At 71.4% G+C, this 14,979-nt stretch carries 15 protein-coding genes; all 15 read right to left on the bottom strand.

Annotated elements, in window-relative coordinates; all coding sequences use genetic code 11:
• Positions 1-4: 4 nt before the first annotated feature.
• Entirely contained in the window at positions 5-841 is an 837-nt protein-coding gene (locus Drose_RS10300; RefSeq protein ID WP_260727945.1) for an AraC family transcriptional regulator, read from the bottom strand.
• On the bottom strand, positions 838-1,596 hold the full coding sequence (locus tag Drose_RS10295) for an energy-coupling factor ABC transporter ATP-binding protein (RefSeq protein WP_260727944.1): 759 nt from the start codon (positions 1,594-1,596) through the stop codon (positions 838-840). The genes Drose_RS10300 and Drose_RS10295 overlap by 4 nt, the downstream gene beginning before the upstream one ends.
• Entirely contained in the window at positions 1,593-2,357 is a 765-nt protein-coding gene (cbiQ, locus tag Drose_RS10290; RefSeq protein WP_260727943.1) for a cobalt ECF transporter T component CbiQ, read from the bottom strand. The genes Drose_RS10295 and cbiQ overlap by 4 nt, the downstream gene beginning before the upstream one ends.
• On the bottom strand, positions 2,357-2,740 hold the full coding sequence (locus Drose_RS10285; protein WP_260727942.1) for a PDGLE domain-containing protein: 384 nt from the start codon (positions 2,738-2,740) through the stop codon (positions 2,357-2,359). The genes cbiQ and Drose_RS10285 overlap by 1 nt, the downstream gene beginning before the upstream one ends.
• A complete protein-coding gene (locus Drose_RS10280) occupies positions 2,737-3,435 on the bottom strand; it encodes an energy-coupling factor ABC transporter permease (protein WP_260727941.1) in 699 nt (232 codons plus the stop codon). The genes Drose_RS10285 and Drose_RS10280 overlap by 4 nt, the downstream gene beginning before the upstream one ends.
• A gap of 544 nt (positions 3,436-3,979) precedes the next feature.
• Positions 3,980-4,681 carry an ABC transporter ATP-binding protein gene (locus Drose_RS10275; protein WP_260727940.1) on the bottom strand — a complete coding sequence of 234 codons (702 nt, stop codon included), beginning with the start codon at positions 4,679-4,681 and terminating at the stop codon, positions 3,980-3,982.
• Positions 4,678-5,397 carry an ABC transporter ATP-binding protein gene (locus Drose_RS10270; protein WP_260727939.1) on the bottom strand — a complete coding sequence of 240 codons (720 nt, stop codon included), beginning with the start codon at positions 5,395-5,397 and terminating at the stop codon, positions 4,678-4,680. The genes Drose_RS10275 and Drose_RS10270 overlap by 4 nt, the downstream gene beginning before the upstream one ends.
• Positions 5,394-6,320 carry a branched-chain amino acid ABC transporter permease gene (locus Drose_RS10265; RefSeq protein WP_260727938.1) on the bottom strand — a complete coding sequence of 309 codons (927 nt, stop codon included), beginning with the start codon at positions 6,318-6,320 and terminating at the stop codon, positions 5,394-5,396. The genes Drose_RS10270 and Drose_RS10265 overlap by 4 nt, the downstream gene beginning before the upstream one ends.
• Positions 6,317-7,183 carry a branched-chain amino acid ABC transporter permease gene (locus tag Drose_RS10260; RefSeq protein ID WP_260727937.1) on the bottom strand — a complete coding sequence of 289 codons (867 nt, stop codon included), beginning with the start codon at positions 7,181-7,183 and terminating at the stop codon, positions 6,317-6,319. The genes Drose_RS10265 and Drose_RS10260 overlap by 4 nt, the downstream gene beginning before the upstream one ends.
• Before the next feature lie 5 nt (positions 7,184-7,188).
• Positions 7,189-8,394 (bottom strand): ABC transporter substrate-binding protein, encoded by a 1,206-nt coding sequence (locus Drose_RS10255; RefSeq protein WP_260727936.1) that lies wholly within the window; start codon positions 8,392-8,394, stop codon positions 7,189-7,191.
• Between the two features lie 28 nt (positions 8,395-8,422).
• Entirely contained in the window at positions 8,423-9,001 is a 579-nt protein-coding gene (locus tag Drose_RS10250; protein ID WP_260727935.1) for a GTP-binding protein, read from the bottom strand.
• Between the two features lie 112 nt (positions 9,002-9,113).
• Positions 9,114-9,506, bottom strand: coding sequence for a roadblock/LC7 domain-containing protein (locus Drose_RS10245; protein WP_260727934.1), 393 nt, complete (start codon positions 9,504-9,506; stop codon positions 9,114-9,116).
• A 30-nt stretch (positions 9,507-9,536) separates the two neighbouring features.
• Complete coding sequence (locus Drose_RS10240) at positions 9,537-12,263, bottom strand: sensor histidine kinase (protein WP_260727933.1); 2,727 nt, start codon at positions 12,261-12,263, stop codon at positions 9,537-9,539.
• Positions 12,264-12,632: 369 nt separating this feature from the next.
• Entirely contained in the window at positions 12,633-13,271 is a 639-nt protein-coding gene (locus Drose_RS10235; protein WP_260727932.1) for an aldolase/citrate lyase family protein, read from the bottom strand.
• A 191-nt stretch (positions 13,272-13,462) separates the two neighbouring features.
• A complete protein-coding gene (locus Drose_RS10230) occupies positions 13,463-14,863 on the bottom strand; it encodes an IS701 family transposase (RefSeq protein WP_260727931.1) in 1,401 nt (466 codons plus the stop codon).
• Between the last annotated feature and the right edge of the window lie 116 nt (positions 14,864-14,979).

The following is a 14,979-nucleotide window of genomic DNA, read 5'->3' as shown; positions in this document are numbered from 1 at the left end:
AGCATCACGGGTCGCGCCGCACCGGGTCTTGAACGCTGTTGCGGAAAGCGGCCGGAGTGACGCCGGTCACCCGCTTGAACCAACGGGTCAGGTGGGCCTGGTCGGCGAAGCCGACGGCGCCGGCGACCTGGGCCGGGCCGGTGCCGGCGGCCAGGAGATGACGGGCCTTGCAGACCCGCTCGAGGACCAGCCAGGTGTGCGGCGGGAAGCCGGTCGCCTCGCGGAACACGCGCAGCATGTGGTACGGCGACAGGTCGACGCCCGCGGCCAGCTCCCGCAGGCTGGGCGCGCAGCGCAGGTCGGCCATCAGCCGGTCGCGGATCTCGGCGACCTTCCGGGCCGCGGCCGCGTCGGAGGCGGACGGCGCCTTCGGGCCGGCGGGCCCGCGGCCGTGCCGCTGGACGACGGCCTCGAACGCCCACGCGAGCTTCGAGTGGGCGGCGAGCGGGTCGACGCCGGCGGTGAGCTCCTCGTGCGCCGAGCGGATCAGGTGCACGCTGCGCGGATCGTGGACGATCGGCGCCGGGAAGGCGGGGCGGGCCGAGCGGCCGTCGAGCAGCATCGCCGCGCTCGGATACAGCACCCGGTAGCTCCAGCCCTCCTCGTCGTCGGCGGCCATGCCGTCGTGCGGCTCGTCGGGCTCGAGGATCGCCAGGCTGCCGACGCCGGCCCGGTGCAGCTCGCCGCGGTAGTGGAACTGTTCCGCACCGGAGACGACCACCCCGATGGCGAACGTGACGTGGCTGTGCTTCGTGAACACGTGCCGCCGATAGCTGGCCGTCAGCATGTCCATCTGGAAACGGCCGTCGTCCACCCTTGTCCAGGAAGCGGACTCGCTCATGCTGTGACGGTATACCCGAACGGCAGTTCCAGGCGGTGCCGTGCGAGCAGGTCACCGTCGGCGAGGATCTCCCGCGTCGGGCCGTCGGCGACGATGCGGCCGGCGTCGAGGATGACCGAGCGCGGGCAGAGCTCCAGCGCGTACGGCAGGTCGTGCGTCACCATCAGCACGGTAACCGGCAGCGTCCGCAGGATGGTGGCCAGCTCACGACGGCTCGCGGGGTCGAGGTTCGACGACGGCTCGTCCAGGACCAGGATCTCCGGGCGCATGGCGAGCACGGTCGCCACCGCCACCCGGCGGCGCTGGCCGAAGGACAGGTGGTGCGGCGCGCGGTCGCGGTGCTCGCCCATGCCGACCGCGTCGAGCGCCTCGTCGACCCGCTCTCGCAGGTCGGCGCCGCGCAGGCCGAGGTTCGCCGGGCCGAACGCGACGTCCTCCCCCACGGTCGGCATGAACAACTGATCGTCGGGGTCCTGGAAGACGATGCCGACCCGCCGGCGGATCTCCTTGAGGCAGGCGCGGTCCTTCGTGTCGACGGTCATCCCGGCGACGGTGACGGCGCCGCCGCTACCGTCGCGCCCGTCCGCGTGGAGGATGCCGTTGAGGTGCAGGACCAGCGTGGTCTTGCCCGCGCCGTTGGGGCCGAGGACGGCGACGCGGTCGCCCTGCGGCACGGTCACGTCGACGCCGCGCAGGGCCACGTGGCCGTCGGGGTAGGCATACCGCAGGTCGCGGACCTCGAGAGAGGGGATCACCGGACCAACGCTATCGTCGCGATCGCGGCCGCGACGACGGGGACGCCGGCCGCGGCCGCCCACTGGCCCGCGGTGGCGCCGGTGCCCGTCAGCGCGAGCGGGATCCGGCCCTCGTAGCCGCGCGAGACCATGGCGAGGTAGACCCGCTCCCCGCGCTCGAAGGCGCGCAGGAACAGTGCGCCGACGCCGGTCGCGAAGCCCTTGATCTGCCACAGGAACCGCGGGTCGTAGCCACGGGAGCGCTGCGCCACCCGCATCCGCCGCGCCTCTTCTGCGAGGACGTCGAGGTATCGCAGCATGAACGTGGCGATCTGCGTCACCAACTGCGGGCAGCGCAGCCGGTCCAGGCCGAGCAGCAGGTCACGCGGGGTGGTGGTGCCGGCGAGCAGCAGTGACGACAGCACGCCCAGGGTGCCCTTGGCGATGATGTTCCAGGCGCCGTAGAGGCCGTCCTGCGACACGCTCATGCCGAGGACGTCGACCTTCTCGCCGGTGCCGAGGAAGGGCAGCGCGAAGGCGAGCAGGATGAACGGCAGTTCGATCAGCGACCGCAGCGCCAGCCAGCCCAGGCCGATCCGGGCGACGGCCGCGACCGCGACGATGACCAGCAGATATGCGCCGAACGCCCAGATCGCCTCGCGCGGGGTCGCCACCACGGCGACGGTGAACAGCACGCTGGCGACGATCTTCACCTCGGGCGGCAGTGCGTGCACCGGGGAGGCTCGGTGCACGTACAGCGCGTGGCTGTGCCCGGCGCCCACTAGATCTTCTGTTCCTCGGGCAGATCTGCGGCCCGGTCCTCGGGCGTGCGCTTACGTCCCGCCCTGAGCAGCCAGAACACGCCCCCGCCGAGGGCGAACGTGGCCAGCACCCCGATCACGCCGGACGTGCCGGTCGACAGGAAGTCGTTGGTGAGGCCGCGCACGCCGTAGTCGGCGAGCGGGCTGTCCTTCGTCTGGTTGTCGGTCTCACCCCGGGCGATGCAGGTGCCGCCGGTGATCTGGCCCTCGTCGTCGAAGGTGCAGCCCTCACGTGCGACCGAGTCGAGGCCGTCGGGGTGGGGCGAGGCGAAGTTGCTGACGACGCCGGCGAACAGCAGCGCGGCGACCAGGCCGCTGAGGATGAACCAGGTCGTCTTCCTCATGCCGCGAATGCCTCTCTCGGTGCCCGCTGGAGGTTGCGCACGGCGTACACGAGGTCGGGGCGGACCTTCGCGACATAGCCCACCGTGATCGCGGTGATGAGCCCCTCGCCGATGCCGATGAGCGCATGGGTGCCGGCCATCGCCGCGGCGATCCCGCCGAGGGACCGTCCGACGTCGGTGGCGCCGCCCATCGCGTACTGCAGCACAAAACCCTGCGAGGCGAACGTCACGGAGACGATCGACGCGGCCAGTGCGGTCGCGGTCAGCGCCCAGGCGCGCCGCGGCAGGACCCGCAGCAGCGTGGCCACCAGTAGGTAACCCGCGGCGGTGCCGATCAGCGCCATGTTGGTGATGTTGAGGCCGAGCGCGGTGACGCCGCCGTCGCTGAAGATCAGAGCCTGCACGACCAGGACGATCGTGACGCAGATCGCGCCGAGGTACGGGCCGACGAGCATCGCGGCGAGGGTGCCGCCGAGCAGGTGGCCGCTGACCCCGGGCAGGACCTGGAAGTTCAGCATCTGCACGGCGAAGATGAACGCCGCGACCAGGCCGGCCATCGGCACGAGCCGGTCGTCGAGCTCACGACGGCCCATGACGAAGCACAGCGCGAGCCCGGCGAGCGCCACGCCCGCGAACAGCAGCGCGACCCGGTTGTCGATGATCCCGTTTGAGATGTGCATGGCGAGTGCTGGCATGTGTCTCCTCCTCCGCGGAGCGTATTGCCGACGGTCCGCTGTTGCCAAGGCCTTGCAACAACGTCGAAACGAACATCACGCCTGACCGGGACGCCGAAGAAGGCCCCACGATCATGGATCGCGGCCGGCCAGCAAGCGCGGCGAGGCACCGTCGGGTGCCCGGTGACGGGCACAGCCCGGCGCGCGGACCGGGCCCAGGCCGCGTAGTAAAGCCTCCACGGCTCCTTGACAGAGCGAACAAGACCGATAATTCGGACGCTGGCCTCGAAGGTGTCGCCGCCCGGGTGCGCCGGCCGGTCCACGTTCCGGCGCAATCCACCGCCGCACCGCTCGACCTCATGATCATGGGAAAGATGTGGCTATCGGGGCAGCCACATCTTTCCCACGATCATGGAGTCGTCGGGCCGGAACGCGCCGCGCCGGGTCCAGGGGCGACCACGAGCGGCAGACAACCGCCCGTGCGACTGTGCGTCGCCGTCCAGTAGCGCCACCGGGATGGACAGACGACCGCACCGGGGCCTTGCTCGATCAGGAGACGGCAAGCTCAGGCGTGGGTCGCCACGCTCAGCACACGATCCGCCAGGTGAGGGGAGGCGCGGAGTTCGTCGGCGGTGTGGGTCGCCACCACGACGCCGTCGCCGAGGAGAGCCACGTGGTCGGCCACCGCCAGGGCGTGCTCCGGCTGCTGCTCCACCAGCAACACCGCCAGACCGCCCCGCGCCAGCTCCGCCACCACCGACCGCACCCGCGCCGCCAGGTCCACCGCCAGACCCTCGCACGGCTCGTCCAACAGCAGCAGGCGCGGCTGGGTGAGCAGGGCCCGCGCGATCGCCAGCATCTGGGCCTCGCCGCCGGAGAGCTGGTTGCCCTTGTGGCGACGGCGCTCGCCGAGCCGCGGCAGGAGCTCCAGCACCCGCGGCACGGTCCACTCGCCCGGACGGCGGGACAGGTCGAGGTGCTCGGCGACCGTCAGGCTGGCGAAGACCCGCCGGCCCTGTGGTACCAGACCCACGCCCGCCCGCGCCACCCGGTGTGCGGGACGCCCGGCGAGTTCCACGTCGTCGAGCCGCACGCTGCCCGCCTTCGGGCGCAGCAGGCCGGCGATGGCGTGGACCAGCGTGGTCTTGCCGGCGCCGTTGCGGCCGAGCACGGCGAGGGCGGTGCCCTGCGGCACCGTCAGGTCGGCGCCGTGCAGGACCGTGCCGCCGCCGTAACCGGCCTGGAGGCCGGCGACCGTCAGGGTCATGGGGCGACTCCCGCGTAGGCGGCGGCGACCTCGGGCGAGGATCGGGTCTCGGTGACGGTACCGGTGTGCACGTGCTTGCCGGAGTGCAGCACCGTCACCTGGTCGGCGAAGCCGTAGACCAGGTCCAGGTGGTGCTCGACCAGCAGGACGGCCACCGTGCCCGGCAGCGCCGCCAGCAGACCGGCCAGCAGCTCGACCTCCGGCGGCGCCAGGCCGGCCGCGGGCTCGTCGAGCAGCAACAGGCGCGGCTCGCCGGCCAGGGCCATGGCGAGCTCCAACTGGCGGCGCTGGCCGTGGGACAGCGAGCCGGCCAGGGTTCGGGTGGCCGCGTCCAGGCCGACGGACGCGAGCAGTTCGAGCGCCCTGGCCCGGCCGCCGGTGCGCGGACGACCCCACGGGCGGCGCCCGGCGACGAGCACGTTGTCCAGCGCGGACAGGCTGGACCAGACGGCCGGGTGCTGGTGCGTGCGGCCGATGCCGAGCCGCGCGCGGCGGGCCGGCGCGATGCCGGTGACGTCGCGTCCGGCGAAGTGGATCCGCCCGGCGGAGGGCCGCAGGCTTCCGGCGACGAGGTTCAGCAGCGTGCTCTTGCCGGCGCCGTTGGGTCCGATGAGCGCGTGCCGGGCGCCGGCTTCCACCCGCAGTCCGACCCCGTCGAGGGCGGCCAGGTCGCCGTACCGGCGGCCCAGTCCTTCGACCACGAGAAGCTCGCTCATGCGGACTTCCTCCCCAGCAGGCCGCGCGGCAGGAAGTACACACACAGGATGAACAGCGTGCCCAGCAGCAGCGGGGCGTGGCCGGGCCAGGGGCCGGACAGCCAGTCGCGGGTCGCCACGACCAGGGCGGCACCGATGAGCGCGCCGACCATCGAGGTGGCGCCGCCGATGACGATCGCCAGCAGTACCAACGCCGACACCTCGAACCCGCCGGCTCCCGGCGAGACGAACTTGTCGACGGTCACCAGCAGCGCCCCGGCCACCCCGGCGAGCGCGCCGGCGCCGACGTAGGCGGCGGTGAGATAGCCGGCGACCGGGTGACCGCTGGCCCGCATCCGCACCGGGTCGTCGCGGGTCGCCCGCAGCATGGCACCGGCCGGCGAGCGCAGGACGAGCAGGAGCGCGCCGACGAGGACGGCCACGACGGCCAGCACGTAGAGGTAGACGGCGCGGTCGGTGTCGAGCGACACCAGGCCGGGCAGCGGCACGACGTCGGCGAAGGCGAGCATGCCGTCCGTACCGTTGGTGACCGACTTCCAGCGACCGGCGACGGTGAACGTCAGCTCGCCGAGCGCCAGCGTGATCATGAGCACCACGACACCTCCGGCGTAGACCACGAGCGGCGCGGTGACCAGCGCGAACAGCGCACCGGCGGCGGCCGCGGCGAGCAGTTGCACCACCCCGACGGTGACGTCGTGGCGGATCAGGGTCGCGGCGGTGTAGGCCCCGACGAGGTACGGGGCGGTCTGGCCGAGCGTCGGCAGGCCCGCTATGCCGGTGAGCAGCGCGACGGAGACGGCGAGCAGGCCGATCACGAGGATCCGGGTGACGGTCCGGGTCGCGTACTCGTCGAGGGTCCACGCGAACGACACCATCAGCAGGAGCACGACCGGGAAGGCGGCGACGCGGAGCAGCTTGATCATGCGCTCCTGCCCGACGGGAGAAGGCCGCGCGCACGGGCGGCCAGGGCGATCGCCATCGCGCCGAACAGCGCGAACGGGGCGAGGGCGGGTGCGGCGGTGACGCCGACGGTTTGGATCTCGCCGACCGCGATGGCGGCGACGAGCGCGCCGCCGATCGAGCCGAGACCGCCGAGGACCACGACCACGAGCGAGAGCATGAGGACCAGGTCCGCGGTCTTCGGGCCGGGGCCGATGATCGGGGCGCCGAGGGCGCCCGCGAGCCCGGCGAGTCCGCCGGCGACGGCGAGGACTCCGGTCCGCACGGTCATCGGGTTGACGCCGAGGGTCGCCACCATGTCCCGGTCGTCGACGGTGGCCCGGACCAGGCTTCCGGCGCGGGTCTTCGTGACCACGACGGACAGTACGATCGCGATGAGCGTCGCGACGCCGAGGAAGGCCAGCCGGTATCCCGGGTAGCTGTGCCCGGCGAGGTTCACCGGCCGGTCCAGCGAGGCCGGGATGACCACCGGCAGGTCGTCCTTGCCGAACAGCGCGACGAGCCGGTCGCCGACGACGAGGGCGATGCCGAACGTCAGCAGGGCCTGGGCGAGGTGCCCGCGGCCGGCGATCGGCACGAGCATGACGGACAACACGGCGCCGCCCGCGCTCGCGGCCGCGGTGCCGACGAGCACCGCGAGCGCGAGCGAGAGCCACGTGCCGTCACTGATCTTCGCCGCGGCGTAGGCGCCGAACGCGAAGAGCGAGCCGTGTGCGAGGTTGAGCACGTCACCGACGCCGAAGGCGAGGGTGAGCCCGGCGGCGACGACGAACAGCAACAGGCCGTAGGCCACACCGTCGACGGCCGGGATCAGATACGCGTCCAAGGGGGTTACGCACCCACGGTCGCGAGATCCTGGACCAGCACGTTGGCCAGGACACGGCCGTCGTTACGAACCTGGCGCAGGTACCACTTCTGGATCGGGGCGTGGTTCTTGCCGAACTGCCACTGACCGCGCGGGCTGGAGATCTGGCCGAGCTTGCCGACCTGCTCGTTGATCGTCTCCGGCGTCACGTTGGCACCGGCGGCCGCGATGGCCCGGTCGAGCACCGCCGCCGCGTCGTACGACGCCATGGCGTAGGTGGTCGGGGTGATGTCCGGGTAGGCCTGGCGCCACGCGGCGACGAACTTGCGGTTCTCCTCGTTGTCGAGGTCCGGCGAGTAGTTGCACACGGTGTAGACGCCCTTGGCCGCCTCGCCCTCGGCCTGGAGGACCGTGCCCTCGGTGATGAAGGCACCGTACAGCGGGATGTCCTTGATGTCCGACTGCTTGTACTGCTTCACGAAGTCGATCGCGGCCTTGCCGGCGTAGAACGTGTAGACGGCCTTCGCGCCGCTCGACTTGATCTGCGAGAAGTACGGCAGGAAGTTGGTCGTCTGCGGGAACGGCGTCCACAGGGTCTTGCCGTCGGGGTTGGCGAGCTTGCCGCCGATCTTCGCGAACTCTTCGGTGAAGCCGCCGACCTCGTCGTAGCCACCCTGGTAGTCCGGGCCGATCGCGAAGACCGGGCCGTTGACCTTGTCCTTGATGTACTGCGCGATGGACTGGCCCGGGTCCGACGACATGAAGCTCGTCGTCCACACCCGCGTGACGTCCTTGAGGCCGGGACGGCCGTTGGAGCCGATCAGCGGCACCTTCGCCTCGTCGAGCAGCTTGGCCACACCGGCGACGGAGCCGCCGCCGACGATGCCGGTCAGCGCGATGACCTTCTCGTCCTTGATGAGCTTCGTCGCGGCGGGCACGGCGGTCTCCGCGCCGTCACCCTCGTCGGCGACCTTCAGGTCGATCGGGTGGCCGCCCAGCTTGTTGTCGTGCATCTTCAGGTAAAGCTCGAAGCCCTTCCTCAGGTCGGTGCCGACCGCTTGGTACGTACCGCTCAGCGAGCCGAGGAAGCCGATCTTGAGCGTTGACGCCGAGCCGGCGCCGTCCGCCTTGGAGTCCTTGGCGCATGCGGCCGTGCCGAACAGCAATCCGACCGCCAGGAAAGCGCTGACTGCCGACGTCCAGCGCCGGGTCAGGCGTCGTTGCAGAGACATGGATCTCCTCTGTGAGGCTGAACTGGAGTTATCTGCGAGCGCTGGCGCGCCGCGCGAGGGCGTGCTCGGTGACGGCGACGAGGATTTCCTTCGCCGATGCGCGTGAGCGCACGTCGGCGTTGAGCATCGGCACACTGCGATGGATGGCGAGAGCATCGCGGATGTCATCGAGGTGGTAGCGCGCCGCGCCCTCGAAGTTGTTGACCGCGATGACGTACGGGAGCCGGCGGTTCTCGAAGAAGTCGATGGCGCCGAAGCAGTCGGCGAGCCGACGCGTGTCGGCGATGACCACCGCCCCGATCGCGCCCCTGCACAGTTCGTCCCACATGAACCAGAAACGGCGCTGGCCAGGAGTTCCGAACAGGTACAGGACCAGGTCCTGGTACAGCGTGATACGGCCGAAGTCCATGGCGACCGTGGTGCTGCCCTTGTCGGGCACGAGCGTGGCGTCGTCGTGCTCGATACTCGCCGTCGTCATCAGGGCCTCAGTGGTCACCGGCGGGATCTCGGAGATCGATCCGACCAGCGTGGTCTTACCCGCGCCGAAGCCACCCGCAATGATGATCTTTACCGCGGTGGGGCGACCGCGGCGGGACGGCTCGGTCATTCGTCCCTCCGCTGCGCTCCGGACCGCCCTGTCTCCGCGCCGAGCCCATGACGACCGGCGCCTCCGCTCCGCTCCGGTCCGGTCATGCGCCCTCCGCTCCGCTCCGGTCCGGTCATGACGGTCCCCGGACCGCGGGGGTCAGCGCGTCACCGATGCGGTTGGCGAGGTCGGTCATCTCGTAGGAGACCTTGCCGACGTCCGCGGACGGCGATGCGAGCACGAGCAGCGAGGCACCGTCGCTGAACGCCATGCAGAACATGAAGCCGCCGTCGAGCTGCGTAACGTTGGAGATGACGCTGCCCGCCTCGAAGAACCGCGCGGCGCCCGCGAGCAGGGCGACGAGACCACTGCCGGTGGCGGCGAGCTGGTCGGCTCGGTCCCGGGGTAGCGCGCGGGTGTGGGCCAGCACGAGCCCGTCGGTCGAGATCGCCAGCGCATGGGCGACGTCAGGGGTACGGCTCGCAAAACTGTCCAGCAGCCAACCGAGATCACTCGGGTCGGTCACAGAAGTGGTCCTCTCGTCTTCTCGCGTGGTTCAGTTCGCCGAAGTACGCCGGTTCGCCACACCACGGGCATAGGCCGACATCGCGGCGGCCACGCGCGTCGGGTCGCGGCGCTGTGCCCCACCGCCGGAACGGTCCGGAGCCGGCGCGGCGGCGCCGCCGGGCACGAGGTGCCGCTGCGGGGCGCGCACGGGCAGACCCGCGGCCGTGGTCGTGGTGACCTCCGGCGTGGCGGCCTGCTGCGCGGCGCGCCAGCCGACGTCGGCTTCCGACTCCCAGTTGATCGGCTCGGTCGCGACGTCCAGGTCGGGCGGGGCCGCGGTGCGGAACCAGCCGTTGACCGACTGGAAGATCGGCAGCTCGATCGAGTCGTCGGTGGTTGCGGCGAGAGCGGCGGGCGCCTCGGGCGGCGGCAACGGCGGCCACGCGCCCGGCCCGGGCGGGGCGCCGGGACCACTCGGCCCGCTCCGCTGAACGGGCGGCAGGGACGGCACGGGCGGCAGGGGCGGCGCGATGTACGCGGACGGCCCGGCGGGCACCACGCGCAGTTCCTGCGTGGGAACCGAGAAGAGGCTTGTCTCGGGCGGTGCTGACGGTGGCGGCATCGGCTGCTGCGCCTGCGGGGTGAACAGGTCGTTCGGCGGCCGGGGCGCGCTCTCGACCACGCTGGGCGCCCCGGCCGGGGCGAACTGCGGTTGCCGCTCCGACGCCAGGATCGGGCGGAACACGGTGCTGGGGATGGTGACCTCGGCGAGGGTCCCGGTGTGCTGCCCCGGGCGGAGCTGGACGCCGATCTGGTACCGCGCGGCGATGTGCCCGACCACGGTGAGTCCCATGGCACGCACGGCGGCGATGTCGATCGCGGGAGGCTGGGCCAGCAACTGGTTGAGCTGGCCGAGTCGGGCCGGTCCGAGGCCGACACCGGTGTCCACGATCTGGATGATGACCCGGTCGCCGAGCGCCCGGCCGGTGACCCACACCTCCGACTCCGGCGGTGAGTATCCGGTCGCGTTGTCCAGCAACTCGGCCAGCAGGTGCACGACCTCGTCGACGGCCTCGGCGACGACCGCGACGTCGTCGTCGACGCTGCCGAACCGGACCCGGACGTAGTGCTCGATCTGCGAGATCGCGGCCTGCAGCACCTTGCCGAGCGGCGCGTCCTCGCGCCGGACGCGGGCGGCGCCGGAACCGCCGAGCACCAGGAGGCTCAGGTTGATCCGGGCCATCCGGGTGGCCAGGTGGTCCAACTGGTACAACTGTTGCAGCCGGTCCGGGTCGGTCTCGTCGCGCTCGACCCGGTCGACCTGGGCCAGCACCGCGTCGACCAGTCGTTGCTCACGACGGGACAGGTGGACGAAGATCTCCGCGACGTTGGAGCGCATGACGGCCTGCTCACCCGCGATCCGGACCGCTTCGCGGTGGACCGCGCGGAACGCCTGCGCCACGTCGGCGACCTCGTCCGCGCCGGAGACGGACAGCGTCGCGGAGGCACGGTCGGCGACCTCGTCCGGGTCGACCGTGCCCGGCGCGGCGGCCCGCAGCTCGGCGACGACCGCCGGCAGTTGCTCGTATGCGACGGTACGGGCGGCGTCGTGCAGGTACCGCAGGCGGCGCGTGATACGCCGGGCCACGATACCGGTGAGGATGATCGCGATGAGCAGCACGGCGGCCACGCCGGCGATCTGGATCACCGCCTGGGTCATCTGCTGGTCGCGCAGGTCGGCGACCCGGGTGACGACGGCGTCGTCGACCTGCTGCTCGACCTGGAAGAGCAGGCCCGACCAGCCGGAGATGGCGTTGATCCAGGCACCGGTGTCGACGCCGACCGGCTGGCCGATCGGCGTCCGGCCGACCTGGTCCTGGAGCCGCTGTGCCGCGACGACCTGCTCGCCCGTGTTGGCCTTCTCGTACCAGGTGCGCCACTCGACGGGCGCGAGCTGGTTGAAGCCGACCGTCGCCTCGACGAAGCCGGCGCGGGAGGCGGTGATCTCCTGCTGGAGCGCCGGGGTGAGCTCGTTGGCGGCGACCGCGCGGAGCACGGCGACCTGCTGCTGGCCCAGCGCCTCCGCCGCCCGGGACAGTGCCGCGGCGGCGCGGATCTCGTCGGCGAGGTCGGTCGGCGCGCCGGACCGGGCCACGGACTCGCGGTAGCTCAGCAGGTCGGCGACGAGGATCCGGTAGCTGAACGCGATCGCGGACACCGACGCGCGGGCGTCCTTGCGCACCTGCTCGCGGAGGCCGTTCAGACCCTCGAGGCTGTCGTCGATCCGGTCGAGCAGGTCCGAACCGGACGAGAGCGACTTGCGCTGCTCCTGGTACGTGCGGACCGTGTCATCCGTCAGCATCACCTGCTGGTTGAAGGCGTCCACCAGCCCGGCCTGCTGCGGCGTGAGCACCACGTTGACCGCGGCGGCCCGCTCGCGCTGCAGCGCGTGGGCGAGCCCGCCCACCTCGGCGGCGAGGGCGGCCAGGTCTTGCAGGTTCCGGCTGCGGTTCACCTGCTGAACGGTGGTGGCCAGGGCGATGCCGGCGAACACGACGACGGCGACGAGCGGCACCGCCACGATGAGCTGCAACTGGTTGACGATGCGGCGGCCGGCACGATTCTCCCGGCCCCGCTTGGTGGGGTTGTGCTGCTCACGGCGAGCAGGGGCGGCGGTGTGCCGGGTGGGCCGGCGCTCGTGCCCCTGCTGCGTCTGCCGAGGGTCGCGACCCTGCCGTTGGGCGGGCACGGGCAGCGAACTCTGGCTTTGGGTCACGAAAAGTCCCCGCAGGCATCCGAGATTGACAATGCACTTCAGATGCAGGCAGGCAGGACCGGCGCCCAGCGCCTCGATCTTCCGACCCGCGCATCAACGATGTGCACAATCACAGGTCGGCCCATCGGTGTCAATACCGACGTCTGCCATTCAACGACGATCGTCTCTTTGTCGCTCATACGTTCCGTGGAAATTCCGGCAACCGTACGGACCCAAACGGCTACGTTCGCTGGAAATACGCTGTGACCCCGGCACCCGCCGACACCCTGGCGTGACATAGAAGTTACCCATGTGAAACAATCACACATCGCATCGCCGGCGATACAAACGGTAGTTGATTGTCGTGCGGAAATATTCGTACGACAATTTCTATGCGCTGGCAAATGCCTCGTTCACCAGCGCCACCTGTTGTTCGTCCGTGCATACCCGGCCACCGAAGCCCAGGCGGCGCAGGTTGCGGGTCGAGGCCCGCAGCAGGTCCGGATAGGCGCAGACACCCCCGACCGGCTGCGCGATCCCGGCGGCGGCGCCGGCGAGCACGACCGCCGATCGCGCCCACAGGACCTCGGCCTCGTCCGGTCCGGCCACCACCCCGAGCTCCGCACGGAGCAGCTCGTCATCGAGGTACAGCCGCGAGACCCGCGGCGCGCGGGCGATCTCCGCGGCCGCCAGCACCCCGGCGGCCGTCTCGATGCGCGGCAGCACCGGGACGGTCCCCAGCGGCAGCCCGGCCGCGTCCTCCGCCTCGGCCAGGATCGTGCCCAGGGCGGCGATGTCGGAGGCGGACCGGGCGCGCGGCACGCAGACGCCCTCGAGGCCCGGCCTCGCCACCGCACGGAGGTCGGCGGCGGCTTCCCCACCGGCGTGCACGCAGACCCACGCCCGGTGGTCGTCGAGCCACCGCCCGGCCGCCTCACGGCTGCCGGGCGTCGCGGTGAGGTCGAGGACGAGGGCGTCAGCCGCCGTGTCCCGCGGGCTCTCACCCGGCACGAAGAGGTACGACCTCATGCGTCGATCATCGGGTGGGAGCCACCCAGTCGCACGCCGGTGCGGCCGTTTCGCCCGTTTGGCCCCTCTGACCGCCGGGTACGCGGGACCGTTAGGTGAGGCATCCGGCCAACGGGAGGGATCATGGCATCCGACGCCGTCACGCTGATCATGAACGACCACCGGATCTCGACTTTCGGAGTTCTGTGCTCCTAGGCCGCGGCTTCTGCCCAGGCCAGGAGTACGGCCCGGGTTTCGTGGGGGGTGGGGTTTGCGGCCTTTCCTGCACGAAACCTGGCCGTGATGATGACGCGCCGAAGCTTGATGATCATGTCGTGGTAGGAGGGTTGGGTTTTGCTGCGGTACCAGGGGGCCTGGGCGCGGCGTTGGGTCACGGTGTCGGGGTGGTGGCCGTGCAGGGTGTACCAGCACACGACGAGGGTTTGCGCGGTGAAGCCGAACGGGACGGTGCGGGCTACGGCGGTGGCGGTACGGTTGCGGGCCTGGCCGATGCCGGTGGTTTGTTTGGCGTCCTCGATGGCGACCTCGATCGACCAGCGGGCGGCGTAGCGGGCGACCAGGTCGGCGGCGGTGCTGGTCAGGTCGGTGGTGATGAGGGCGAGGTCGTAGCCGGCTTTGGCGGTGCTGTTCGGGTCGCGGACGAGCAGGACCCGGACGGTGCGGGAGCGGTAGACGCCGTACCACAGGCAGTGCAGGTCGGCGATGTGGACGGTGGTGGTGCGTGCGTAGCGGGTGACCTGGGTGGTGGTCCACGCGGTGGTGGTGGCGGCGATCTGTTTGGGGGTGCCGAGTACGGCGCCGATGCGTTTGGGGCGGCCGCCTTTGCCGGGGGTGGGCACGGCGATGGCGTGGAGTTTGGCGTTGGCGCGGAGTCGGGAGGTCAGGCTGACCAGGGTGGGCAGGCCGCGTTCGCGGTTGGCGCCGACCGTGGCGCCTGGTGCGCCGTCAGCGCCGGCGTACCAGGCGTCGGCGACCACGTGGACGGGCCGGCGAGGCCGGTCGGGGTGGTCGGGGTGGTCGGGGTGGTCGGGGTGGTTGGTGGCTGCGGCGATGATGCTGACCAGCCGGCAGGCCAGGACCTGTTTGGTGGGGCCGCCCTTGGTCCACAGGGCGAGGGCCACCGGCAGGCTGACCGGCCGGTCGTGGAAGGGCAGGGTGACGACGATGGCGGCGATCACCCAGTTGTTGCCCCAGGCGACCTTGTTGCGCCGCGGCCCGGTGGCGGCGCCGTCGTGGTGCCAGGCGGTGGCGTGGACCTTGCGGCCCGAGCGGTGGAACAGGGTGTCGTCCACGGCGATGAGTACCGGGGCGTCACCGGGCAGCAGGTGGGACACGACCAGCCTGGTCAGTGCGGTGCTGACCTGCGTGACACACCAGCGGGCGTGACCGAAGAACCAGTACGCCCGGGAGTGGTGCCATACCCCGGCCAGCCCGGCCCCGGTCAGCATCCCCGTGATGGTGCGCCGGCCGGGCTGCGCGATCATGCCCGCGACCAGGGCGGTGAACGTGCGGAACGACGGCCCGGTGAAACACGGCCGCAGCAGGGCCAGCAACGAGGTCAACGACGTCGGTAGAATCTGCGTCTGAAGCATCGACAGTCCCCTTCTGCCAGGAAGAAGACCGTCGATGCTTCACCATGTTCGGCCGTCGATCACGCCACCACGCCGCACTCACCCGAATTGATCAACCAAAACTCCGAAAGTCGAGC

This window comes from Dactylosporangium roseum, assembly GCF_025264685.1.
Lineage (GTDB): Bacteria > Actinomycetota > Actinomycetes > Mycobacteriales > Micromonosporaceae > Dactylosporangium > Dactylosporangium roseum.
The sequence above is the reverse complement of the archived record's forward strand: the minus strand, read 5'-3'. Positions and strand labels throughout refer to the sequence as shown.